General features: G+C 40.2%; 22 protein-coding genes and 1 tRNA gene. 21 read left to right on the top strand and 2 right to left on the bottom strand.

Annotated features, from left to right (window positions below):
- The first annotated feature begins 222 nt into the window (after nucleotides 1–222).
- On the top strand, nucleotides 223–2,562 hold the full coding sequence (locus PHN32_02835) for a diguanylate cyclase (GenBank protein ID MDD3776525.1): 2,340 nt from the start codon (nucleotides 223–225) through the stop codon (nucleotides 2,560–2,562).
- Here PHN32_02835 and PHN32_02830 read toward each other — a convergent pair.
- Nucleotides 2,559–3,374, bottom strand: a complete 816-nt coding sequence (locus PHN32_02830) for an SDR family NAD(P)-dependent oxidoreductase (protein ID MDD3776524.1) — start codon at nucleotides 3,372–3,374, stop codon at nucleotides 2,559–2,561. The two genes, PHN32_02835 and PHN32_02830, sit on opposite strands and share 4 nt — an antisense overlap.
- Before the next feature lie 74 nt (nucleotides 3,375–3,448).
- Entirely contained in the window at nucleotides 3,449–4,792 is a 1,344-nt protein-coding gene (phrB, locus tag PHN32_02825) for a deoxyribodipyrimidine photo-lyase (GenBank protein ID MDD3776523.1), read from the bottom strand.
- Between the two features lie 71 nt (nucleotides 4,793–4,863).
- On the opposite strand from phrB, the gene PHN32_02820 reads away from it, so the two are divergent.
- The 20 genes from PHN32_02820 to PHN32_02725 all read left to right on the top strand — a co-directional run bounded on the left by PHN32_02820 (nucleotide 4,864) and on the right by PHN32_02725 (nucleotide 24,495).
- Nucleotides 4,864–6,828, top strand: a complete 1,965-nt coding sequence (locus PHN32_02820; GenBank protein ID MDD3776522.1) for a copper-translocating P-type ATPase — start codon at nucleotides 4,864–4,866, stop codon at nucleotides 6,826–6,828.
- Nucleotides 6,829–6,842: 14 nt separating this feature from the next.
- Entirely contained in the window at nucleotides 6,843–8,909 is a 2,067-nt protein-coding gene (locus PHN32_02815) for a thioredoxin domain-containing protein (protein MDD3776521.1), read from the top strand.
- 293 nt (nucleotides 8,910–9,202) lie between these two features.
- Complete coding sequence (locus PHN32_02810; protein MDD3776520.1) at nucleotides 9,203–10,324, top strand: prephenate dehydrogenase; 1,122 nt, start codon at nucleotides 9,203–9,205, stop codon at nucleotides 10,322–10,324.
- Nucleotides 10,325–10,328: 4 nt separating this feature from the next.
- Nucleotides 10,329–11,615 carry a 3-phosphoshikimate 1-carboxyvinyltransferase gene (gene aroA, locus PHN32_02805; protein ID MDD3776519.1) on the top strand — a complete coding sequence of 429 codons (1,287 nt, stop codon included), beginning with the start codon at nucleotides 10,329–10,331 and terminating at the stop codon, nucleotides 11,613–11,615.
- A gap of 7 nt (nucleotides 11,616–11,622) precedes the next feature.
- Entirely contained in the window at nucleotides 11,623–12,315 is a 693-nt protein-coding gene (cmk, locus tag PHN32_02800; GenBank protein MDD3776518.1) for a (d)CMP kinase, read from the top strand.
- Nucleotides 12,302–12,955: a lysophospholipid acyltransferase family protein gene (locus PHN32_02795; GenBank protein ID MDD3776517.1), complete on the top strand. Its 654-nt coding sequence runs from the start codon at nucleotides 12,302–12,304 to the stop codon at nucleotides 12,953–12,955. The genes cmk and PHN32_02795 overlap by 14 nt, the downstream gene beginning before the upstream one ends.
- Nucleotides 12,945–13,790: a 4-hydroxy-3-methylbut-2-enyl diphosphate reductase gene (ispH, locus tag PHN32_02790; protein ID MDD3776516.1), complete on the top strand. Its 846-nt coding sequence runs from the start codon at nucleotides 12,945–12,947 to the stop codon at nucleotides 13,788–13,790. Before PHN32_02795 ends, ispH begins: the two co-directional genes overlap by 11 nt.
- Nucleotides 13,791–14,816: a DUF512 domain-containing protein gene (locus PHN32_02785; GenBank protein ID MDD3776515.1), complete on the top strand. Its 1,026-nt coding sequence runs from the start codon at nucleotides 13,791–13,793 to the stop codon at nucleotides 14,814–14,816.
- A gap of 2 nt (nucleotides 14,817–14,818) precedes the next feature.
- The gene (gene der / locus PHN32_02780; GenBank protein MDD3776514.1) at nucleotides 14,819–16,135 is read left to right on the top strand and encodes a ribosome biogenesis GTPase Der; all 1,317 of its coding nucleotides are present in this window, start codon (nucleotides 14,819–14,821) and stop codon (nucleotides 16,133–16,135) included.
- A complete protein-coding gene (locus tag PHN32_02775) occupies nucleotides 16,132–17,163 on the top strand; it encodes an NAD(P)-dependent glycerol-3-phosphate dehydrogenase (GenBank protein MDD3776513.1) in 1,032 nt (343 codons plus the stop codon). Before der ends, PHN32_02775 begins: the two co-directional genes overlap by 4 nt.
- Nucleotides 17,164–17,215: 52 nt before the next feature.
- Nucleotides 17,216–17,293, top strand: a tRNA-Pro gene (locus PHN32_02770).
- Between the two features lie 25 nt (nucleotides 17,294–17,318).
- Nucleotides 17,319–18,767, top strand: a complete 1,449-nt coding sequence (locus tag PHN32_02765; GenBank protein MDD3776512.1) for a phosphoglucomutase/phosphomannomutase family protein — start codon at nucleotides 17,319–17,321, stop codon at nucleotides 18,765–18,767.
- 58 nt (nucleotides 18,768–18,825) lie between these two features.
- Nucleotides 18,826–19,221: an FHA domain-containing protein gene (locus tag PHN32_02760; protein ID MDD3776511.1), complete on the top strand. Its 396-nt coding sequence runs from the start codon at nucleotides 18,826–18,828 to the stop codon at nucleotides 19,219–19,221.
- A gap of 8 nt (nucleotides 19,222–19,229) precedes the next feature.
- Nucleotides 19,230–19,943 (top strand): MerR family transcriptional regulator, encoded by a 714-nt coding sequence (locus PHN32_02755; GenBank protein ID MDD3776510.1) that lies wholly within the window; start codon nucleotides 19,230–19,232, stop codon nucleotides 19,941–19,943.
- A complete protein-coding gene (locus PHN32_02750; GenBank protein ID MDD3776509.1) occupies nucleotides 19,940–21,187 on the top strand; it encodes a D-alanyl-D-alanine carboxypeptidase in 1,248 nt (415 codons plus the stop codon). Before PHN32_02755 ends, PHN32_02750 begins: the two co-directional genes overlap by 4 nt.
- A gap of 19 nt (nucleotides 21,188–21,206) precedes the next feature.
- Nucleotides 21,207–22,346: a DUF3048 domain-containing protein gene (locus tag PHN32_02745; protein MDD3776508.1), complete on the top strand. Its 1,140-nt coding sequence runs from the start codon at nucleotides 21,207–21,209 to the stop codon at nucleotides 22,344–22,346.
- 5 nt (nucleotides 22,347–22,351) lie between these two features.
- A complete protein-coding gene (gene hpt, locus PHN32_02740; GenBank protein ID MDD3776507.1) occupies nucleotides 22,352–22,960 on the top strand; it encodes a hypoxanthine phosphoribosyltransferase in 609 nt (202 codons plus the stop codon).
- Nucleotides 22,961–23,053: 93 nt separating this feature from the next.
- Complete coding sequence (locus tag PHN32_02735; GenBank protein MDD3776506.1) at nucleotides 23,054–23,533, top strand: bifunctional nuclease family protein; 480 nt, start codon at nucleotides 23,054–23,056, stop codon at nucleotides 23,531–23,533.
- Entirely contained in the window at nucleotides 23,533–23,925 is a 393-nt protein-coding gene (locus PHN32_02730; GenBank protein ID MDD3776505.1) for a hypothetical protein, read from the top strand. Before PHN32_02735 ends, PHN32_02730 begins: the two co-directional genes overlap by 1 nt.
- Before the next feature lie 12 nt (nucleotides 23,926–23,937).
- The gene (locus PHN32_02725) at nucleotides 23,938–24,495 is read left to right on the top strand and encodes a DapH/DapD/GlmU-related protein (protein MDD3776504.1); all 558 of its coding nucleotides are present in this window, start codon (nucleotides 23,938–23,940) and stop codon (nucleotides 24,493–24,495) included.
- The last annotated feature ends 32 nt before the right edge of the window (nucleotides 24,496–24,527 follow it).

Below are 24,527 nucleotides of genomic sequence, written 5' to 3'. Positions count from 1 at the left end.
ATGTCTTTATATGTTTTTTAATCTAAGCCTTTACTTTTATCTTTTTTATAAATAAATATAATAGCTAAAATAATAAACTATTTTATAATCAATAATATATAAGAAATATTATTGATTTATTTATATAATAATTTATAATTATATTGTGAATTATTATATATATATTTTCCAACAATGAGCCCAGCAATTACTGCCTATATTTCTGCCTTAATGTTTGGATTAATGATTACATTGGGCGGAATATTTTTTCTTTACAGGTTCAAAAATATTTACGGCTATAAATTTGGCATAGCTGTCTTTCTTGGAAGTTTTATTTGGATATTGAGCCATTATTTTGAATTGCTCACCTTGTCAGAGAATATAAAGTTATGGTTTTATATGACAAAATATGCGGGTATTACATCTTTGCCTTTAAGCTTTTTTTTATTACTGTTATGTTATACCGGGTATTCACAATGGCTTAATATAAAAAAAATAATGCTGCTAGGTTTGGTTCCAGCTGCCACTCTATTATTGGTATTTACCAATCATTACCATGGTTTGGTTTGGACCGGTATTTCTTTTAACCATATTGGAATACTGACCTATATTGACTTCAATTACGGTATTTGGTTCTGGGTATGGGTATCATATTGCGGTTTACTTACTTTAACAGGTTTAATTATGCTGGCCAAACTGCTGACAGCCAAGCAAAAAGTATTTCGAGGCAATGCAATAATTTTAATTGCTGCCTTAACCTTTCCTGCCTTATTTAGCTTGCTGGATATTTTTACTCTCTTTAACCGTTTTGACTTAAAACTTACTCCTTTGGGCTTAATTTTAGGCAGCGCTGTCCTTCTTTATGGTTTTGTTAGGTTAAAAATCGGGAATTTCATACCTATGAGCCTAGACCCTGATTTGGAAAATAACCAGGATATGGTAATAACTATAGATAAAAATGACCGTATTGCCTATGCTAACCAGCTGGCCTTAAAAGGTTTCGACTCAGGTAATCCTTTAGGTAAAACACTGCCGGAAATCTGGCCTGGGTGGACAGAAATAAGAACCAGGGTATCCAGCGGGTTTGAAATTATTGATAGTGTTGCCCTTCCTAATACGCCCGGCATTTTTTCCTTGAGCATTAATCCCTTTATGGATATAGACCAAAATATTGTAGGCAAAGTCTTAATATTTAATGATGTCACGGAACAAAGACTGGCTGAAGAAAGATATAAATCTATTTTTAAAAATTCCCTGGATGGCATTTTCAGGGTAGATATGGATGGTAATTATATAGAAGTAAACCAGTCCATGCTGAATATTTTTAACTGCAGCAGCAAGCAAGAATTACCGTTGATAAACATTAGCCAAAATTTAAAATCTGAATCTTTGGATAACCATAGGCAAGAATTTCAATTTATTACTAAAGACGGAAATCCAATATGGGTAGAAGCCAGCATCTGGTCGGTGCAGGGTAAGGATGGCCATACCTATTTTGAGGGTATAGTAAGAGATATAAATAATAGGAAGCTGGCAGAAAAAAAGATTAAGTACTTAAGCTTCCATGACAGCTTAACCGGCCTTTATAACCGGTACTTTTTTGAAGAAGAATTAAAAAGGCTGGATACCGGGAGAATGCTCCCCCTAAGCATCATTATTGGTGACGTTAATGGCCTTAAGCTTATCAATGATACTTTTGGGCACAGTCATGGGGACCGGTTGCTGTGTAAAATTGCCAGAATACTAAAATATTGCTTTAGAAAAGAAGATATTGTAGCTCGTTGGGGAGGAGATGAATTTATAGCCATATTGCCAAATACTTCTAAAGAAGATGCCCAAAAGGTAATAGAAAGAATAAAACAAAGATGCGACCAGGAAAGCGAAAAACGACTTACCTTAAGCATATCTTTAGGGTGTGCCTGCAAACAATTAGCCCCTACTGATTTAAAAACTCTCATCAAAGAAGCCGAAGACCAGATGTATAGGCATAAGTTAGTTGAGACTAAAAGCGCCCGGAGCAGGATGATTTCTTCCCTGGAAAAAGCCCTGGAAGAGAGGGATTATGAAACTGAAGAGCATATGCAAAGAATGAAAAGGCTGGCCAGGGAGACAGGCCGGTGCCTGGGACTGGCTGATTCAAGCTTAGATGAACTAAGCCTGCTGGCCACCCTTCATGATATTGGGAAGATAGCTATTGCTGATCATATAATATTAAAACCGGATAAATTGTCCCTTAAAGAGTGGGATATTATAAAGAAACACCCTGAGATAGGGTACCGCATTGCCAGCCAGAGCCCTGAGCTTAATATTATTGCTGAAGCTATACTATGCCATCATGAAAACTGGGATGGAAGCGGGTATCCCAGAGGCTTAAAAGGGGTACAAATACCATTACTTTCCCGTATTATATCTATAGTAGACACTTTTGATGCTATGACCAATGACCGGCCGTACCGCAAAGCCCTAGGTTTTAAGGAAGCATTAGAGGAAATAAAGATGTGTTCCGGCACCCAATTTGACCCTGAAATAGTTGCAGTTTTTATTAGCCTGTTTGAAAAAGATGGTATTATAACCCAAATTTAGGAAGATAAAAAACCTCCATCTACCGGCAGCATAACTCCCTGTATATAGCTGGCCATATCGCTAGCCAGAAACAAGACTACCTTGGCCACTTCATCCGGATAGCCCCAGCGGCCTAATGCCAGTCTGGATTGAAAATCATAGCCGGTCTTAATCCAACCCCATTTGAATTTTTTTAAAGCATATTTTACCAGGTTATCCGTACCTTTGGTTTTTATTGCCCCTGGAAGCACAACATTTATCCTGAATCCCATTTTCCCATAGTCTCTGGCCAATGACCTGGTTAGGCCTATGATACCCAGCTTGGTTATACTATAGTGGGCCAGATGCTCTTTAAAGGGCAGGAGAGCTTCTATGGATGAGGTATTTATAATTATGCCGCCCCTGTTCATTCTGCTTTTTATAAATTTCTGGCACATCCATATGGCAGAGTTTAAATTTATATCCATAATCTGTTGCAGGTAATCCGGCTCCATCTCCAGGAAATCCTTAAAAGGGTAGATCCCAACATTATTTATTAGGATATCCGGTAATTCAGTGCCCAGGCTTTCCCAGTAGCTGTCTATATCTTTTTTGCTGGTTAAATCTATGGTGTAAAGGTGTTTGAGGCAGGTAAAATGATTTAAGATTTCCCTGGTCTGGCTTAAGCCTGGTTGATCAATATCTAAAAGCATCAGGTCTGAACCGGCTTCAGCAAATCTTTTGGCAATAGCCCTTCCGATTCCCGATCCAGCCCCCGTAATTAGTGTTTTTCTGCCTCTGAGGGAAATCAGTTTGCTTAACTTAATTAAATCCCTGGAATAAGGCCTTCTCATATTGCTTAGATTAGATGATTACAACTATGATTATAGACCTGTTAATATGATATTCCAATATTTAAGTTAACTCTTTAGGTTAAATTTTGGATTTTTTTTAAATATGCTTCAATGTCAAATTTTCTTTTTAGTCCCCCTGCGGACATATACCTTATTTTACCCAGGACCTCTCTCTGGTTCCAGGCCCGGTCATGCACCCCTCCTATGCTCCAAGCAACTCCAGTATAACCATTGGGGTCGCGGCCATCCAGCATATAATGGTTGTTTAGGTAAAGGGCATATTCCAAAGCTAGTGCAGGGTCTGGGGTCCACTGCAGTATCTGTTTAGCCCAGTACATCCTGAGGTAGCCATGCATGCGTCCGGTTAGAAGCATTTCGGTCTGAGCTGCATTCCATATAATATCATGGGTTTGAGCTTCCTCCAGCTGTTTCAGGCTGTAAATATAGCTGCGGTGGTCTTTCTGATGTTCCAGCAAGGTCTGCTGAGACCATTTTGGAAACCCTTTAAACCTATTATAGTTAGGGTTGTAATAACAGAAATTATCAGCTAGTTCCCTGCGTACTATAAGTTCCTCTAAAAATGAATCACGTGAAATGCCCGGTTTAAATTTTAATGTTTCCTGCACTATCCTTTGGGCAGATATTTGGCCAAAATGCAGATAAGGGGAGAGATCGGAAGTAGCATCAAGGCTGGGATCATTTCTATTTTGGCTGTAATCTTCTAATTTGTTTTCCAGGAAATATTCCAGGGTTTTAAAAGCTTTCCTTTCTCCAGGGCTTACCCTGAACTTGTCGAGCATGTTTTTAGTTATTTTTAATTTTTTATAAATACTATCCCAGCCAGGGTCGTGGTAGGAATCTGGAAATAGGGATGGCTGTTTCTTTAAGGGTGGAAATTTATTTAGATACCGGTCCTTTAACCGGTTAAGTTTTGGCCTTAAAGTATAGGCAGCATACTCTTGCTTGCCTGAAGCCAGCCAGCAGGGTACCAGGTTGTGGGCATCAACTTCAAATACCGGGGTCTTAACCGCTGAAGATACTTGCTGCAGCCAATTTCTTTTAGGTTTGAGAGGATCAAAATCGGTTACCAGGGCTGTGATATTATAGTGGTTAAGAAAAGTTTTTACCTGATGCAGTGGATTTTCGACTATATGAAAAGATATATTTTTTGCCGCTAAGTTCTTTTGGACCTGTTTCAGCCCTTCCAGCATAAAACAATAATGTTTTGGCAATGCTTCTAAAAAACTATAGTCCAAGAAAAAAAATACTATCAGGGGTTTTGCTGCCTTAAGTGCCAACTCCTGGGCAAACAGGAGAGCCCAGTTATCCTGCACCCTCTGGTCTCTGCTCATCCAGTAGGCTACCGGGCCGGAACCAGGGTTTGCTTCTTTGACTGACCTATGCCTTAAGGGGTAAATTTTACAGCCTCCCCAAAATTAATATAATTATATATTATAATATTAATTATTATGGTTTTAAAAGGGATGGCATGAAAGAAAACCATTCACATCATAACCATATGGTACATGAGTTTAAAAAAAGGTTTTTGGTATCGATTATAGTTACGGTACCTATACTTCTATTATCCCCTATAATCCAGAGGCTACTCCGAATAGAAGGCAGAATTGGTTTTCCCTATGACCAATATTTTCTCTTGGCTTTGAGTACTTTTATCTTTTTTTATGGAGGGTGGCCCTTCCTAAAGGGTTTGTTCTTAGAATTGCGGCAGCGTCAGCCGGGCATGATGACTTTAATAGGGTTGGCTATAACTGTAGCTTTTGTTTACAGTGCAGCAGTAGTACTGGGCATAGAAGGCAAAATGTTTTTTTGGGAGTTGGCTACGCTAATAGATATTATGCTGCTGGGTCACTGGATCGAGATGAAATCGGTGATGGGAGCATCCAGGGCTTTGGAACAGCTGGCCCAGTTAATGCCTACACAAGCCCATCGCATAAATTCCCAAGGGCAGGTAGAGGAGGTAAGCCTGGAACAAATAGGCAAGGGTGATATCCTGCTGGTTAGGCCAGGGGAGAAGATACCTGCAGATGGGATTGTATTGGATGGCCAATCTACGGTTGACGAATCCATGCTTACTGGAGAATCCAATCCGGTAAAAAAGGATAAACAGGACCAGGTTATAGGAGGATCTATAAACGGTGAAGGTTCCCTTAAGATAAGTATAGCTAAAACAGGAAAGGAATCATTTTTATCACTTATTATTGATAGGGTAAAGCAGGCACAGCAAAATAAATCCAGGACACAGGATTTGGCTAACCGGGCTGCACAATGGTTAACTCTGGCTGCTATTGCTGCTGGAACCATAACCTTGTTGATTTGGCTGGTAGCTATGGGCAGAGATTTTGCTTTTTCCCTGGAAAGGTCGGTAACAGTTATGGTTATAACCTGCCCTCATGCCCTGGGTTTGGCTATTCCTCTGGTGGTAGCTGTTTCTACCGTGCTTTCCGCCCGCCATGGCTTTATTATAAGGGACCGCACTGCTTTTGAGGCAGCCAGAAAGATTGATGCTGTAATTTTTGATAAAACTGGAACCCTTACCAAAGGCAAATTTGGGGTAACTAATTATATTTCGCTAAACCCTGAATATGAGGCTAAACAGATATTACAGTATGCCGCTTCCGTGGAATTGGAATCCGAGCATCCCATTGCCCGGGCCATAGCACAATCTGTTGATGAAAAATTAGAAATTACCAGCTTTAAATCTATAACCGGTAAGGGGGTGCAGGCAGAGATTGGGTCCAAACAGGTAAAAATCGTCAGCTCCGGGTACCTGAGGGAAAACCATATTAAAGTAAACAATGAAAAGCTGGACCAGTTAAGCGGGGAAGGCAAGACTATTGTATTTGTACTGGTTGATGATAAGCTTTCAGGAGCTATAGCTTTAGCCGATATAGTCAGGGATGAATCAAAACCAGCCATAGAGCAGCTAAAAAAAATGAATATCAAATCCATGATGCTTACCGGTGACCAGAAAAAAGTAGCTCAATGGGTAGCGGGCCAGTTGGGTATTGATGAATTTTTTGCAGAAGTATTGCCTGAAGAGAAAGCAGATAAAATAGCGGAAGTTAAATCAAGGGGCTTTACCGTGGCCATGACTGGTGATGGGGTAAATGATGCCCCGGCATTGGCTGAAGCAGACATAGGCATAGCTATAGGAGCAGGCACTGACATAGCTATTGAAACCGCCGATATAATACTGGTTCGAAGTAATCCCCAGGATATTGTGGATTTAATCGGTCTATCTAAAGCCACCTACCGGAAAATGCTGCAAAATTTGGGTTGGGCAACCGGTTACAATATTTTTGCTATTCCGCTGGCTGCCGGTATCCTTTATCCCGTAGGCATATTGTTAAATCCGGCAGTAGGGGCAGCACTTATGTCCCTAAGTACCATAATTGTAGCTATAAATGCAAGATTATTAAAATATAATGGTTAACAGGCAGGTTTAAAATGTCTAAACATAAATCTAATTTTTTAGCAAATGAAAAAAGTCCTTATTTGGTTCAACATGCCTCCAATCCCGTGCGTTGGTATCCTTGGGGGGATAAAGCTTTTAAGGCTGCCCGCAAGCAAGATAAGCCCATTTTTTTATCCATTGGCTATTCCGCCTGCCATTGGTGCCATGTAATGGAAAAAGAAAGTTTTGAAGATGAGCAGGTAGCCCAGCTGCTAAATGAAAGCTACATAAGCATAAAGGTTGACCGGGAAGAAAGGCCGGATATAGACAAAACCTATATGGCAGTGGCCCAGATTCTTTCTGACAGCTCAGGCTGGCCCCTGACTGTAGTAATGACTCCTGAAGGTAAACCTTTCTTTGCTGCTACCTATATACCCAAACATGACCGTTACGGAAGGGTAGGCCTGTTAAAATTACTGCCCCAAATCAGTCAAATTTGGGAAAGCAAAAGGGATGAAATTGAAAAATCGGCGGGCAAGATAACACAGGCCCTCCAAAAAGCCTCAAAATATGAGAATAAGGCCAGCCTGGATGAATATATTTTTAAAGATGCCTTACAACAGCTTGAAAACTGGTTTGATAAACAGAACGGAGGATTTGGCATACATCCTAAATTCCCCCAGGTTTCTAATTTAATTTTTTTGCTAAGGTATGGCACCAAACACCAGTACCAGCCTGCCATAGGCATGGTTACTAATACCCTTGATAATATGAGAAATGGGGGAATATGGGATCATGTAGGGTATGGCTTTCATCGTTACTCTACAGACCAGCAGTGGCTAACGCCCCATTTTGAAAAGATGTTATACGATCAGGCCCTGCTGTCCATTGTTTATCTGGACGCTTTTTTAGTTACAGGAAACCAATCTTACGCTCTTACTGCCAAAGATATATTCAGTTTCGTATTGAGTGATTTAACCAGCGACAAGGGCGGGTTTTTTTCATCAATTGATGCTGACAGCCAGGGGGAGGAGGGTATTTACTATCTTTGGAGCTATCAACAGCTGGAGAAGGCTTTGGGTGCTGAGTTGGCTTCAGTAGCTGCAGCAGTGTTTAATATTGATTGTAAGGATGACAAGGGCGAGCCCGGTATACTTCATATTAGCCAGGGCAAGAGTCAATTGGCTGAAAAGCTAAAGGTTTACCCTCAACAGCTGGAAGATATGATTACCGACATTATTAGAAAACTATTTTCTGCCCGGAAAAAAAGGCCTCATCCCTGCATAGACCAGAAAATATTGGCTGACTGGAATGGCCTTATGGTGGCTGCCTTGGCCAAGGGGGGCAGGGTGCTGGAAAGGCCGCTGTATATAGAAGCAGCTAAAAAGGGGGCAGATTTTATTTTGGACCATATGCTGACCGAAGAAGGTCTTTACCACTGCTGGCATGATGGCTTGTCTTCTGCTCCATCCACAATTGATGATTATTCCTATTTAGTGTGGGGACTGCTGGAGCTATATCAGGCCACTTTTAACCTCAGATACCTAAAAGCTGCTATTCAATTAAACCAAAAAACCTTAAATCTATTTTTGGATTCGGGCCAGGGCGGTTTATATTATACCCCTTCTAATACTGAGGCAGTTATTTATAGGCAAAAAGAGGCCAGCGATGTATCGCTGCCTTCTGGTAATTCGGTTAGCTTGATGAACCTGGTAAGGCTGTCTAAGTTAACTAATAATCCTAAATTAACCCAGCTGGCGGAAAAAATACTGGAGTCTTTTTCATATAGCATAAAACAAAATCCGCAATATTATACCTTCATGCTTTATTCTTATTTTCTGCTGCACTATGAAACCAGGGAAGTGATTATTTGCGGACAAAATCATGCTCCAGACAGCAGGGAACTGCTGGGACAGTTAAACCGGAAATATTTACCTGAGGTCAACCTGATATTTAAACCTTGCTCGCAGGATAATGCTGAATTGGACAAATTAACCGGTTTTACCGAGAGTTACAATTGTTTTCAAAATCAAGCTACTGCCTATGTGTGCAGTGATTTTGATTGTAAATTTCCCACTAGAAATGTAGATGAAATGATGACACAGATTCTGGGCAAATAAAAACCCCGAGTTATCTTTGGCCTTAGCTAAAAGCCTTAGGCTACTAAACACCTCGGGGCCCCTCTTAAAGCTTTTCTTAGGGACTCTCCAAGATTTTAACTCGTATTTTTTCTTTTCAGTCAAAATAACAAGCTTCTCTTAGAGGTTGCCTCCTGCGTTAAGAATAATTATAAATTATCAGAATAAATGTTCTTTGTCAATATATATTTTGGTAATGTGTTTATTTTTTTAAGGTTAAAAAGTATAATATTCTATCTATTATGTAAATACTATTCAAAAGTCAAAAGGACATCATGAAAGACATAAAAAATATATGCGTAATTGGGCTGGGCCTTATCGGTGGATCACTGGCCTTGTCTTTAAAAAATTTAAATAACGATTTTAAGATAAAGGGTTTTGATGCCAGCCTGGATTCCATGAACATAGCAAAATATAGAAATATCATTGATGAAATATCCAGCCGCATCGAAGATGCAGTAGGGGATGCGGATTTGATTATAATTGCTACGCCTATTAGCAAAATTACAAAAGTGGCCAGCCAGATAAAGGACCATCTTAAGCCGGGAGCGATAGTTACCGATGTAGGCAGTGCCAAAAAAAAGATAGTGGAACAAATGGAAAAAATATTGCCGGAAGGGGTGGTATTTATAGGAGGCCACCCCATGGCAGGTTCGGAAAATGAAGGAGTTCTCAGTGCCACACCGGAACTTTTTAGAAACGCTTTCTATGTCCTGACTCCTACTGATAAAACTTCTACCCAGCCTCTTTTGACCCTGCATTCACTATTTACCCGTATGGGCTCCAAAGTAATAACTATCTCTCCCCATGAACATGACCAGATTGTAGCCCTAATCAGCCATATGCCTCATGTGCTTTCCGCAAACCTGGTGGATTTTATAGATGATGAGCAAAAAAAGCTAAAGAACTTGTTTAAATTATGTGCAGGCGGCTTTAGGGATATGACCAGGATTGCGGCTTCCAATCCCAAAATGTGGGTAGATATCACTTTGGAAAACAAGGAAGAAATAATTAATGTAATAGATGGGTACATAAAATATTTAGTAAATTTTAAGCAAAGCCTGGCTGCCAAGGATTCTGACTATATCCGAGATCATTACTTGAAAGCTAAAGAAGCCAGAATGAACCTGCCTAAATATGTGGAAAAAGATATATCTAACCTCTATGAAGTAAGAATTGCCATGACCGATACTCCTGGGGTTTTAAGTGATATTACCCTGGCTATAAGCTCCAGCGGCATCAATATTGAAGATATCTCTATATTTCATTCTACTGAATACACCGGAGGAGGTATCCTAAAAGTTCTGGTACAAGGTTTAGATGCCGGCAATATAGTTAAAGATGCTATATCCCGTCAAGGTTACCAGGCCAGCGTTAAGAAAGTAATTGGGGAATAGTATTATGGAAATTAAAAGGGCCCAGAAAATTGAAGGTACCATAGATATACCTGGAGATAAGTCTATATCCCACAGAGGCGCTATCCTGGCAGCCATCACCAGCCAAACTGTTCGAATTGATAATTTTTTATTCAGCCAGGACTGCATGCATACCCTGGAGGTTCTAAAAAAACTGGGGGTAAAAATTAATATTGAGAACCAGTCAGTTATAGTGCACGGTAAAGGCCTGCAGGGTTTGTCTGAGCCCCATGATATATTGTATGTGGGTAATTCCGGCACCACCATAAGACTTCTTAGCGGTTTGTTGGCCGGGGTCCCTTTCATGTCTGTTTTAAGTGGGGACCACTCTATTAACCGGCGGCCCATGGACAGGATTATAATACCCCTTAAGCAAATGGGGACCTGCATATATGGCAGGGCTGACAATCATTTTGCCCCTTTGGTGATAATGGGAAAAGACAGGCTGGCCGGAGGGCACCTTAATATACCGGTAGCTAGTGCCCAGGTAAAATCCTGTTTGCTGTTAGCTGCCCTCAGCGCTGAAGGAGACACCAGGATAAGCCAGCCGGCAGTATCCCGGGACCACACGGAAAGGATGCTGGAATATTTTGGAGCAGATATCCAGTATGACGGTCAGCAATCAGAACTGAATCCCCGTAAAAAAATATTGGGCAGGGATTTGTTTATACCTGCAGATATTTCATCGGCGGCTTACTTCATAGTAGCCTGCCTCATATTAAAAGATTCACATATCCTGCTCAAAAATATAGGCATAAATGAAACCAGAAGCTATATTTTAAATATACTATCCAGCATGGGTGCAGATATTAGGGTTAAAAATAAAAGGATGGTCAACAATGAGCCTTTAGCTGACCTGGAAGTATTTTCCAGCCCCCTTAAAGCAGTAGAAATCCCTCCTGGCCAAATACCCAATATAATTGATGAAATTCCTGTTCTCTGTGCTGCAGCCGCCAAAGCTGAAGGCAAGACCATAATAAAAGGGGCAGGGGAGTTAAGGCATAAGGAAAGTGACCGTATTGCAGCCTTATACAGCCAATTCTTAAAGCTGGGGATAAATATTGCTCCCCAACCGGATGGCTTAATTATTGAAGGCAATCCTGGTTTACAGCCGAAATCAGCTCAGCTTTCCAGTTTTGGCGACCATCGCATTGCCATGGCCCAATCCGTGCTGGCCCTTTTGGCCTCGGGTCCAGTAACCATAAATGATGCTGATTGCGTAAGCACCTCTTTTCCTAATTTTTTTGAAATATTAAACAAACACACAAGGTGAATAAATTATGGGAAATAATATCATAGCTATTGACGGGCCTGCTGGCAGTGGAAAAAGTACGGTAGCCAAGCTTTTGGCCAAGGAACTAAAATTAAAATATATAGATACAGGGGCTATGTACAGGGCAGCTACCTTGCTGGCCTTGAACCATCAACTAGATTTAAATGATGCAGACGGCATAGTGAAGCTGCTTAAAAAATCCCATATAGACCTTGATAACTCGGCCTCTGATGAATATAAATATACCACTGTAACCATCGACGGCTTCGAAGTTACAGAAGCAATAAGAAGCGACCAAGTAGGAAATGCGGTATCCATAGTATCCAAACTGTCACCAGTAAGAAGTCACCTGGTAAAGATGCAAAGGGAAATGGCTTCCCAGGATCCGGCAGTACTGGAAGGCAGGGATATAGGGAGCGTGGTCTGTCCCCAGGCTCTGGTAAAAATATTTTTAACCGCCAGCCTGAAAGAAAGAATTAGAAGAAGGGCACTGCAGATATCTAAAAAGAATCAAAACCCGGATTTAGGACAAATTGAGCAGGAAATTAAAACCAGGGACCATATTGACAGCACCCGTAAAGACAGCCCGCTTAAAGTACCGGAAGATGGAGTCGTCATAGACACCACCGGCATGACTATCAGGGAAGTAGTGGACCAAATAAAAGACATATATACAGACAGGATCAATGCTAAAAACTAACCATGGAAAGATATACAAATTTTTTTACATTATAATACTACAGGCCATAAACTGGTTACTTAGGTTTCTGTTTAGGGTAAAAACCTATAATTTTGAAAATATACCCCTGGGGGGAAAGCTAATAATATGTTCCAATCATATAAGCTATGTTGACCCGTTAGTAATAGGATCCTATATTAAGCGCTATGTCTATTTTATGGCTAAGCGTGAGCTGTTCAGCAACCGTTTTTTATCACGGCTGGTAACTTTCTTTAATGCTTTCCCCATAAACCGGCACCATGGAGATACCAGCGCTATTAGAACTGCTTTAAGGATACTGGAAAGCCAACAGGCTCTTGGCCTGTTTCCAGAAGGTACCAGGTCGGTAGACGGTATTGTAAAGGAAGGCAAAAAAGGAGTGGGGCTGCTGGCAGTAATGTCTGATGCTCCCATAATACCTATTGCTATTACTGGTGCTAATAAAATCATCCAGAAGCCCCATAAAAGGCTGTTTTTTCCCCGTATATCCTTGATGGCCGGTGAAATCATAGATGTAAAAAAAATAAAAGAACAATATGGGCGCAAAAAAGCCATGCAGATTATAGTAGACCAGGTTATGGAGTCAATTAAAAACCTATTAAAGGAATTAAATGAAGATTGAAATTGCAGAATTGGCCGGGTATTGTTTTGGGGTAAAACGGGCCCTGGCCATAGCCGAAGAGACACTTGTTCAAAAAAAAGGTAAAAACATCTATACTGTGGGGCAAATTATTCATAATCCCCAGGTAGTAAAAGAGCTGGACGATCAAGGAATTCATTCTGTAGAAAGTGCTGACCATATTCCTGAAAAAAGCATTGTGATTATCAGGTCCCATGGTCTTCCACCCTCTACTACCAATATGCTGGAAAAGAAAAATATTTCTACTGTGGATGCTACCTGTCCCTTTGTAAAGACTGCCCATAAAAAGATACGGGAACTTGAGTCTGAAGGCTATTTTGTGGTTTTGGTAGGTACCAGCAATCATCCGGAAGTCATAGGCATAGCAGAGCAAATAGACCAAACGTCGGTATTAATAGCAGAAAAACCTGAAGATTTAGCCAATCTGCCTCCATCCCGGAAAAAAATTGGAGTAATAGTTCAAACCACCCAAACCCTGGAATGCCTTAAAGCTATAGTAGTCCCTTTATTGGAGAAGGCCAGGGAGCTTAAAATCATTAACACTATTTGCAATACCACCAAACGCAGGCAGCATGAAACCCGTAAACTAGCCTCAACCGTAGACCTGATGTTAGTAATAGGTGGAAAAAACAGTGCCAATACAACACATTTAGCCCAGCTGGCCAGAGAAGTAAATCCCCATACCTACCATATTCAAAGCTATAAGGAAATAGAGGAGAAATGGCTAAAAGGGGTAGGCAAGGTAGGGCTTTCTGGAGGTGCTTCCACTCCCCGCAGCCATATACTAGAGGTTAAAAATTTTTTAGAGGCACTGTAAATGAGCAGCATCAAGACCTGTAATAATAGATGTATATTTTGCTTTGTGGATCAGCTACCTTCTGGATTAAGATCATCCTTATATATAAAAGATGATGATTTCTTAATGTCTTTTATGTATGGAAATTTTATAACCCTTTCCAATCTGAGTGAGCTCCATATACAAAAAATTATTAAATCCAGGCTGGAACCTTTATATGTTTCACTTCATAGCCTGGATATGCAGGTTAGAAAACAAATCTTTGGCACAGGCCGGCATTTAAAGGGGCTGAAAAATTTTAAGGAGTTGGCACAGAACCAAATCAGTATGCATGTACAGATTGTCGTTTGTCCTCATATAAATGATGGGGACCGCTTGATAGAGACTCTGGATGAATTGGTTTTATCATATCCCAGTGTAAAATCCATAGGCCTGGTGCCGGTAGGTTTAACCAAATATAACCGCCACACTAGCCTTAAACCCTTTACCGCTAAACAGGCACAAGAAACCCTGGATACGGTAACCGGGTTTACTAAATTAAAGAAGGTGGAAAATAAAGTTTTTTTATCCGATGAGTTTTATATCATTGCTGGCAAGAGCTTTCCTTCTTACCAGTATTATTCTAAGTTTTTTCAGATAAATAATGGCATCGGCAAAAGCAGGGATTTTATGGAAAGCTTTAAAAGGTTGGCACCATCCAGCCTGAAAACCAGGGCTTTGATAGTATCTTCCGAATATGGCAGTTATGTTTTTAATCAGCTTTACCAGGAAATAGAAATGAAGGGCAGGCTGCCGTTATTGACAGTAAAAAATAATTTTCTGGGCACTTCCATTAAGGCTACCGGTCTGCTTTGCGGAGCTGATATAATAAACCAGCTTAAGAAAATTAACTTTGACCGTTATTCTGTGGTAATATTGCCTGACTGTATATTCAATGAACAGGGGCTTACCCTGGACGGATATAAAAAAGAGAATATTTTAAGCATTAATGATAAACTAAGGATAATTAAAGAAAACGCCAAAGAGCTGATAGGAGAGCTTTACTGAATATGGATAAAGATATACCCAGGATAGCTGTGGTGGGCAAGCCCAATGTGGGTAAATCCACCTTAATTAACCGAATCTGCCAGACCAGGGATGCTATTATTTCAGCGCAGCCCATGATTACCAGGGACAGAAAATATTATTCTACTGACTGGAACGGGATAAGTTTCTATGTTATGGATACCGGTGGAATAGATTTAGGCTCCAAGCAAAAACTAGCCCTTCAAATTTTTATGCAGGCCCAGCAGGCCATAAATGAAGCCAGCATAATATTATTTGTGGTAGATATAACCCAGCCTGTATCTTCCCTGGACCAGGAGATTGCCCAAATTATTAGAAAAACCGGTAAAGAGGTTATAATGGCAGCTAATAAATGGGATAATCCTGATGGCTCCTATTTTACCGAGGACTATCTTAAGTTCGGCTTTAATTACCCTTATAAAGTATCAGCTATACAGGGCATAGGAATTGGCGACCTGCTGGATGAAATTGTGAACAGTATCCTCAAAATACACCCCGAACCCCAAGATGTAATAAATGAGGATAATATACCCAGGATATCCATTTTAGGCAAACCAAATGTGGGCAAATCAACCCTGTTTAACAGTATAGTGGGCCAGGAAAGGGCTATAGTAGACCAGGTAGAGGGGACTACCAGGGACAGTATTGACAGCATTGTAGCCATAGAGGAGAAGCAGTATAAGTTTATCGATACTGCGGGGATTAAAAGAGACAAGCAGAAGCAGCAGGACCTGGAATATTACAGTAAGCTTAGGAGTTTAAGGGCGATTGACTATTCGGATATAAGCCTGGTACTTATAGATGCCCTCCAGGGAGCCAGCAAACAGGACTTAAAAATAATTGAATCCTGTATCGAAAAAGGGGTAAGCATATGTGTAGTAATCAATAAAATTGATCTGGTAGATAACCAGGCCCTAAAAAAGCTTATAACAGATTTGGACCACAAGCTTGATTTTGCTTCCTATATACCATTTCTAAAAATCAGTGCCTTAAACAAGAAAGGCATTAAAGAGATAATCAGTACTATAGATCTTTTAATGGAAGAAAGGCAAAAAAGAATACCGGAAAACAAATTGATGAAATTATTTAAAGAACTGGAGCCGGAGAGTGCGCTTTATTCCAAAGGAAAGAAATTCAAAATCAAGTTTATAAGGCAAACCAAACAAGCGCCTCCTGTGTTCTTTGTGTTTTCCAATATCAATATTGGTAAAAAAACCAATATTAAAAGGTATATTGAAAATAATATAAGGGATAATTTCGGATTTACCGGCACTCCAATTATAATTAGGACTAAAAATTGAAAGATGCAGCTAGCAATATTCTAATCATAGGGGCTGGGAGCTGGGGAACCACACTGGCTGCGGTTCTGGGTCAAAAAGGCCATCATGTATGGCTGTGGGCCAGAAATATAGAAACCTTAAACTCAATATTGAAGGAAGGTAAAAATAAAAAATACACAGCCGATTTGGTTTTGCCTTCCACCGTGCAGGCTTTTCATTCCTTGGCTGATTTGCCTTCCGGCCTGGGGATAGTAATTTTTGCCGTACCTTCGCATGCCTTAAGGAGCACAGTCCAGGTATTTTTACCTGTGTTGAAAACACAAAAAATGCTACAGGCAATAGTGAATGCGGCCAAAGGTTTGGAGGTTGATACCAATTTAAGGCTTTCTGAAGTACTGTCCCAAACACTACCTTTGGCATTAAAGAATAAGATTGCGGTATTATCAGGCCCCAACATTAGTTCAGAGATAGCCAAAAAATTGCCCAGCGTGTCCACCATAGCTTCATCCAACCAAAAGGTGATGCAATGGCTGCAGCCCAGGCTTAGCACTGATTATTTCCGGGTTTATACCAACAAGGACCTGGTAGGGGTGGAGATAGGAGGGGCAGTAAAAAATATAATAGCTATAGCTGCCGGTATATCCGACGGTTTGGGATTCGGTACCAATACCAAAGCTTCCCTGGTTACCAGGGGATTGTATGAGATTACCAGGCTGGGAGTAAAAATGGGGGCCAGATCCCAGACTTTCTCGGGAATTTCAGGAATGGGGGACCTTATCACTACTTGTTTTAGCCCCCACAGCAGGAATCGTTTATTCGGCCAGGAAATTGCACAGGGTGCCAATCCCCAAAACTTATACCAGCAAATGTTCATGGTAGCCGAAGGTTTTAACACTACTAAAGCAGTATTCAACCTGAGCCAACAGCTAGGCCTGGAGATGCCTATTGCTTTCTGCACTTATGATATTCTCTATAATAACTCCCCTCCGAGGGATAGCGTATTTAAGCTTATGAACAGAAAGTTTAAACCTGAAATTGAGCATTTTTAATCTGGTTTTACTTTACTATTGAACTTTTATATCTTACAATAATGATTGATTCCGGGACGTGGCGCAGTTTGGCTAGCGCACCAGTATGGGGTACTGGGGGTCGGAGGTTCAAATCCTCTCGTCCCGACCATTTATTTTTTAATTTTTAAATATTTATGGCTAAGGGTATAAAATTCGGAACAGACGGCTGGCGGTCCATTATTGCCGATGATTTTACCTTTGATAATGTGGAACTGGTAACCAAAGCTATATGCGGGCATCTTTTTGGCAGCGGCCAGGGTAAAAAAGGCCTTTTTATAGGTTATGACAACCGTTTTCTATCAGAAGATTTTGCCCAAAGGGCAGCAGAGACTATCGCCCGGGAAGGAATTAATGTATTTTTGGCCTCTGTCTCCGTACCCACCCCGTTAACTGCTTTTATGGTAAAATATTTACAGCTGGATGGAGCATTGATGTTTACAGCCAGCCATAATCCGCCCAGATACAACGGCATTAAGTTCATACCTTATTATGCCGGTCCGGCAGACCAGGAAATAACCCAAAGCATAGAGGATAATTTAAGCCGCCTTCTATCCCGCCAAGAACCAGAACAGCTTCGCCCCCCTTTGGCTGAAATTAAAAAAGTCAGCGATTTTAGCAGTTATATTGACCAAATTATGGGTCTAATCGATGCTGATTTGATATCTGAAGCTAAACCCAGGGTAGCCATAGACACCATGTATGGCTCAGGCAGCATGATTTTTCCTCAGCTAATCAATGAAAAGTTAGGCTTGGCGGCACCGGTTATCAACAACTGGCGGGATCCTTTGTTTGGAGGAAAGCTTCCTGATCCCAACCAGGATAATTTAGGCCAACTGTATCAGATAATCCAACAAGAACACCTGGACTTGGGACTTGCTTTGGATGGCGATGCTGACCGGTTTGGGGCAATTGATGCTAAAGGCAAATACATAAGCCCCAATAATGTAATATGCATCATCCTTTATTACCTGGCCCGGGAAAATAGATTCAAAAATGGTGATATGGTGGTTAGAACTGTAGCTACTACCCACCTTGTAGATAAAATTTGTAAAGACTTTCAGCTTGAAGTCAAGGAAACACCGGTTGGATTCAAATATATCGGCCAAGCTATGGTAGAGGGCAATGTCTTAATAGGGGGAGAGGAAAGCGGCGGCCTTAGCATAAAAGGCCATATTCCAGAAAAAGACGGCTTGCTGGCTAATCTATTGCTATTAGAGATACAGTCCTATATAAATATAAAAGGATTAGGGCCATATCTTTCTGATTATCTTGGTGAAATTTATGCCAGGTATGGGACTTTTTATAACACCAGGCTGGATCTAAATATTCCGGAAGATAAAAAGGCAAAAGTAATGGATTTTTTTAGGAGCTTAAGGGATACCAGCATAGGAAAAGGCACGGTAACTGAGATAAACTCTGCAGATGGTATAAAACTACTGATGGACAAACATGATAGCTGGTTACTGATAAGACCTTCCGGCACAGAGCCGTTGATAAGGTGTTATATTGAAACCACGGATCAGCACAATTTTAATTTAATTAAAAATTTTGTTGAACAAAACATTAACAATCTAATAAAATAAATTATAGTTTTAGGGTAAAATGATATATAATGTATATTAACAATAACCTAGAAGTGCTATGAATCAAGATATTAATAATACAGAATCCATAAGAGAACAGCAGTTCGACCTACCCGATGAAGTTAAGACTAGCATCATTGACGGTCTTAAACAAGTTCCCAAGGGGAAAAATGGTTTCTTGGTTATAAAAGGACCCAATATTGGGGAAAAGTTTTTTTTAAACAAACCATCCATAACTATAGGCCGAAGCTCTGAATCTGATATATTTTTAGATGATGTTACTGTATCCAGGCAACATGCGGCCATAGTAAATGAACCTGGTGGGGTTGCTATTGAAGATTCTGGCAGTTTAAATGGCAGTTATGTAAATGGAAAAAGGGTAGAGAAGTGTATGCTTACCCACGGGGATAGGGTTCAGATAGGCAAATATGTTTTTATATATTTTACTACTTAATGATTAATATGGATAACAATAAAAAATATTTTACTATCGGGGAACTGGTGGATTACCTAAAAAAAACGTATCCGGATATCAGTTCCAGCAAGCTTCGTTTCTTGGAATCACGGGGTTTATTAAACCCTGGCCGGGCAGATAATAAATACCGTGTATATGACAGCCAAGACATCAAGAAAATTAACTTTATATTAAAAATGCAAAAAGACTATTATATGCCGTTGGATGTAGTAAAAGAGAAACTGGATACGGTTGATTTCTCGTCCCAGCCCGATGAGAGCAAGGCCATAAAAGAAATGCAGCTAAAGCTGGGAGAGCAGTTTGAAGAATTGGAACCCAAGTCCCTGTCTCTGGGAGAAGCTGCAGATAAATACAGCATTAGCGCTTCCTACATCAATGAACTGGTGGAAGATAGCATAATTGAAACCAAAAAAGATGGCGAAAGGGATATTATAGCCAGCGAGGATTTGGAGATAATAAAAATAGCGGCCCAGCTGGAAAAATATGGCATACATATTAAGCATTTAAAGATGTTTGACAATTTTGCTACCAGGCATGCATCTTTTATTCAACAGATAGTACTCCCTTTATTTTTATCTTCCAATAAAGAATCTCACAGGAACGGCCAAAAAATTTTAAACCAGCTGGATTCACTGCTAAGTAATTTATATAATTTGCTGGTTAAAAGAAAAAACAGGGAATTCTTGGACAAGCATAAATGATTGATTGCAAGGTAATGCTTAAAAAAATCCTGATAGGTTTGGCTGTCTTCATATTGGTAGTGCTTTATTATGGTTATGCTACACCCCGGTTGGAAGCAGAAGATTATCCCCAAATAGCTGCAGAGTCTGCATTGGTAATGGAAAAACAAACAGGTGCTGTGTTATGGGAAAAAAATAGCCAGCAAAGCATGTATCCGGCTAGTACTACCAAGATGCTCACCGCTATTATTGCCATAGAAAGCTTAACTGATTTAAGCCAGTTGGCAGAAATTTCTGAAAATGCCGCGGGAAGAAATCATTCTGCATTCAGTTTCAAGCAAGGGGATAAGGTTTCTGTTTTAGATTTGATTAAAGCTTCCCTGATTTGTTCCCACAACAATGCTACTATTGCCTTGGCGGAGCATATATCGGGCAGCGAAAAGGATTTTGTAGAAACCATGAACATTAAAGCCAGGCATATAGGAGCTTATGATACTTTTTTCCAGAACACCAACGGCCTGGATTCTGACTATCCTTACCACAGGACTACTGCCAGAGACCTGGCTATCATAGCCAAATATTGTTTGAATAATCCCTTGTTTGCCCAAATTGTCAACACAGAAGAGGACATTATTACCATAGGGGAGAATGAAGTGGAGATCAATAATACCAATCATTTGCTACAATTGAACCATATCAAAGGCATAAAAACAGGATTTACTGCTAATGCTGGCTACTGTATTGTAACTTATTCTGATTCCGCTAAACTGGACCTGATTACCGTTATTCTAAACAGTACCAGCGACAGCAGGGAAGAAGATGCCGTGACCCTGATAAATTATGTAGAAAGAAATTACGGTTTTGCCCAGGTAGTAGATCAAAACCTTAAGGTAGATACAGTTGATACCGGGGGTTTAACCAAAACCAAAATAGACCTATATCCCGGCCGGAGCTATTACCAGTTTGTAAACAGTTCAGAAGACGATATAGATTTTAAATATTCAGTTAACCATAATATAGTGCTGCCGGTTAGCAAAAACCAAAACCTGGGTAATCTTGAAGTGTATATAAATGGGCAGTTTGTGGAAGAAATTCCCCTGGTGAGCACTGAAGCGGTAGAGGGACCCAATATAGAGCAACACCTGGTTTCCACCCGTCCGGATACCAATAAAAAGGTCATGTTTTTTGCTATTGGATTTTACTTTTTAGTTTTTATATTTATAATAGTTAAGAATTTATTTTTTAAGACAAAGTTTTATGTATAAATATCCGGAGGGAAGTAAATTGCATTTAACAAGCAAATCTGCCTTTTTCAAGTTTCTAATTTTTATTTTAACCATATCCATAATCTTTACCTTTAGTGTATATGGCTGTTCCAAACAGGAAGCAGTGGAGCAAGCACCTCAGGAAGAACAACCGGCAGATGAGCCGGCAGAGCCTGAAAAACCCGTCGAAGAGCAGCAGCAGGAAGAAAATAGTGGAGGATTGCTTCAAAAAATTATAACCGGCAATATAAATATATTGTCCGGCTTGCAGATCTCTGAGCAGGTAGAAGACAGCCGGCCTATTGCTGTTATGATAGAGAATAGCCCTGATGCCAGGCCTCAAACTGGTTTGGATTTAGCGGATGTAATTGTGGAAATTGTAGATGAAGGCGGAGTTACCAGGTATGTGGCTATTTACTCTTCTTATGATACTGAAATACTGGGGCCGGTAAGAAGTGCCAGGCAGTACTATGGAGAGGTTGCTTGCGGTTTTGACCCCATATATGCATTTTGGGGGACCTATCCTGAAGGCTATAAGATAATTGAAAATATGGGAATGGATGTATTAAGCGTTTTAGGGGATCAAAGTGGTAATAGTTCTATTACTGCCCAGGCTTCCCATTGGAGGGATGAAGGCAGGGCTGCACCCCATAATGGATACATGTCCACCCTGCAGCTCAAGGAAGATGCTCAGAGGCTGGGTTACGCTCTGGAGGGGGGGCAGTCTCCATTTATGTTTAAGTTGGATGCTTCTGATTCAGAAAAGGGCAGCGTTGATCAAGTTACCGTAGATTTTTCCTATGAACAATATAAGGCCGGCTACCAATATGAGCGTGAAAATAATTTTTATTTGAAATCAGTAGGAGGTTCACCCCAAATAGACAGGGAATCAGGTGAGCAGCTGATAGCTAATAATATAGTGGTGCTTATCACTGATATTGCCAATTCTGGTGATGCTGCCGGACATATGATTGTAAGGACTACCAATGGCGGAAAGGCTTTTTATTTCATGGACGGCCAGGTAATCGAAGGAACCTGGGACAGGCAAAGCATTTCTGAACCTTTTGAATTTAAAGACAGCGAAGGAAACGATATACTGTTTAATAGGGGCACCACCTGGATTTCCATGGTGGAAAGCATAGACAGGGTGATTTATTAATTAAATTGGAATTACAGGACTTACAAGCTAAACCCGGAACAGAAAGCGTAATTGGAAAGGTAGTGTTTTCCAGTTCAGATATCCAGAACCGCATAGCTGAGCTGGGCCAGCAGATAACAAGGGATTATGCCCGGAAGAACTTGCTGGTAATAAGTATACTGCGTGGTGGTGTAATTTTCTTAACCGACCTTATCAGGCAAATCAACCTACCTCTAAGCATTGACTTTATGGGTATATCTACTTATGGAATATCAGATACAGGGGGAGGGGTAGTAAGGATAACCAAGGATTTGGAAGACTCCATTGAAGAAAAGGACGTACTGATTGCCGAAGATATAATTGACACCGGCCTGACCATAAGCTATTTGTTAAGAAACTTAAAATCCAGATACCCCAAAAGCATAGAGATATGCACCCTTCTGGACCGGGATACTAGAAGAATGGTAGATGTAGAGATAAAGTATAAAGGCTTCAGCATAGGAGAAAAATATATTGTAGGCTATGGTCTTGACTACAAACAACATTTTAGGAACCTTGATTCTATTTATGAATTAAATATTGATACTGTAAAAAAAGATATCGAACAATCCCTAAATGGCGACTCCAGGCCTTAATCATACCCGGCCCGGTATGATAATAACCTTATAGGTGTTATAATATTTAAAGGTAAAATTTATAGTTAATTTATGCTGGATAAGAATAAAAAAATGATAAAAATGACCTTGGAGGGAGTTAGAATAGAACTTCCTTCACAGAAGCCTATAATCCTGCTAAAAGAGGAAAACGGTAACCGGTATCTGCCTATTTGGATTGGCGCTTTTGAGGCTACTGCCATTGCCCTGGAGTTATCCAATATAAAAACTCCCCGCCCTATGACACATGATCTGGTTATCAATATACTGGAGAAACTAAACTGTAATATAACTCAAATTGAAATATTCGATATTAAAGATAACACTTTCTATGCCTTTATAGATATGAAAACTAAAAATCTAGGCCAGCTAAAGATTGATTCCCGGCCTTCGGATGCCATAGCTTTGGCTGTTAGAAGCAAATGTGATATTTATGCCGCAGATCATGTAATTGAAAATGCAGGACTGGAAATTCAAACCATTGAAGATGAAGTGGCTCAGTTTAAAGATTTTTTGGAACATGTAACTCCTGATGATTTTAAGCAAGAAGAATAATGAAGGGAAATAAACCAGAAGTAATAGACAATATTAATAAAGCCAATAAACCCGATTCACTTTTTATTAATGCTGAAAAAATAAAGTTTGCCCATGAAAGTGAAAAGGAATTTGCCAAAATATTGGATTATTACAGAATAAAATGGGAGTATGAGCCCAAAACTTTCCCTCTGAGCTGGGATAGCCAAGGAAATGTATTGGAGAGCTTTACTCCTGATTTCTATTTAAGTGATTATGACTTGTTCATAGAGCTTACTACCATGAACCAGAAGCTGGTTACCAAAAAAAACCGGAAGATTAAAAGAATTAAGGAGCTTTATCCCCATATCAATATAAAACTTTTCTATAAACGGGATTTTCACAGTCTGGTATTTAAATATCTAAACAAATAATCAATAATCGATATGGCAAACACTAAACAGGGCAGCCTGGTAGGAGATGTAAGGCGCCTTTTTAGTAAATATGGAACTTTAAAGGGCAGGCCTTCCTTTTGGGGGGCGGTTAGGATCATACTGGTTAAGCCGGGGGTTCAAGCTTTAGTTTTTTATAGATTTTACCACCGTCTCTATAAGATAAGGCTGGCTCTGTTGGCAGAAATATGCTGCCGTATTAATTTCTGGTTTACCGGAGCGGAAATTGACCCTGGGGCAGAAATTGGTTCAGGGTGCAGGATATGGCATTCTTCTGGAGTGGTCATAGGCAGGGGAGTAAAGCTGGGAGACAATGTCAGTATTTTTTCCAATGTGGTGCTGGGAGGCTTGGGGCATTCCATGTTCCACCATGGCCAACCAGGTTATCCGGTAGTTGAAAATAATGTTATCCTGTATACCGGTGTAACTGCACTGGGACCTGTAAAAATAGGGGAAAATACTACTATTGGGGCCCATTCCCTGGTGTTAAAATCCATACCCCCCAACTGCTTGGCTTTCGGGAATCCGGCTGAAGTTAAGAAATCGACATAGCTTATTGATTTTATGTTTTTTTTAGCTTATTA

Source organism: Actinomycetota bacterium (assembly GCA_028698215.1).
Taxonomy (GTDB): domain Bacteria; phylum Actinomycetota; class Humimicrobiia; order Humimicrobiales; family Humimicrobiaceae; genus Halolacustris.
This window is presented reverse-complemented; position numbering and strand designations above follow the sequence as displayed.

Coding starts and splice junctions, on each gene's coding strand:
- PHN32_02835 (MDD3776525.1), top strand. CDS start 223: ATGATTACATTGGGCGGAATATTTTTTCTTTACAGGTTCAAAAATATT.
- PHN32_02830 (MDD3776524.1), bottom strand. CDS start 3,374: ATGAGAAGGCCTTATTCCAGGGATTTAATTAAGTTAAGCAAACTGATT.
- PHN32_02820 (MDD3776522.1), top strand. CDS start 4,864: ATGAAAGAAAACCATTCACATCATAACCATATGGTACATGAGTTTAAA.
- PHN32_02815 (MDD3776521.1), top strand. CDS start 6,843: ATGTCTAAACATAAATCTAATTTTTTAGCAAATGAAAAAAGTCCTTAT.
- PHN32_02810 (MDD3776520.1), top strand. CDS start 9,203: ATGAAAGACATAAAAAATATATGCGTAATTGGGCTGGGCCTTATCGGT.
- aroA (MDD3776519.1), top strand. CDS start 10,329: ATGGAAATTAAAAGGGCCCAGAAAATTGAAGGTACCATAGATATACCT.
- cmk (MDD3776518.1), top strand. CDS start 11,623: ATGGGAAATAATATCATAGCTATTGACGGGCCTGCTGGCAGTGGAAAA.
- PHN32_02795 (MDD3776517.1), top strand. CDS start 12,302: ATGCTAAAAACTAACCATGGAAAGATATACAAATTTTTTTACATTATA.
- ispH (MDD3776516.1), top strand. CDS start 12,945: ATGAAGATTGAAATTGCAGAATTGGCCGGGTATTGTTTTGGGGTAAAA.
- PHN32_02785 (MDD3776515.1), top strand. CDS start 13,791: ATGAGCAGCATCAAGACCTGTAATAATAGATGTATATTTTGCTTTGTG.
- der (MDD3776514.1), top strand. CDS start 14,819: ATGGATAAAGATATACCCAGGATAGCTGTGGTGGGCAAGCCCAATGTG.
- PHN32_02765 (MDD3776512.1), top strand. CDS start 17,319: ATGGCTAAGGGTATAAAATTCGGAACAGACGGCTGGCGGTCCATTATT.
- PHN32_02760 (MDD3776511.1), top strand. CDS start 18,826: ATGAATCAAGATATTAATAATACAGAATCCATAAGAGAACAGCAGTTC.
- PHN32_02755 (MDD3776510.1), top strand. CDS start 19,230: ATGGATAACAATAAAAAATATTTTACTATCGGGGAACTGGTGGATTAC.
- PHN32_02750 (MDD3776509.1), top strand. CDS start 19,940: ATGATTGATTGCAAGGTAATGCTTAAAAAAATCCTGATAGGTTTGGCT.
- PHN32_02735 (MDD3776506.1), top strand. CDS start 23,054: ATGATAAAAATGACCTTGGAGGGAGTTAGAATAGAACTTCCTTCACAG.
- PHN32_02730 (MDD3776505.1), top strand. CDS start 23,533: ATGAAGGGAAATAAACCAGAAGTAATAGACAATATTAATAAAGCCAAT.
- PHN32_02725 (MDD3776504.1), top strand. CDS start 23,938: ATGGCAAACACTAAACAGGGCAGCCTGGTAGGAGATGTAAGGCGCCTT.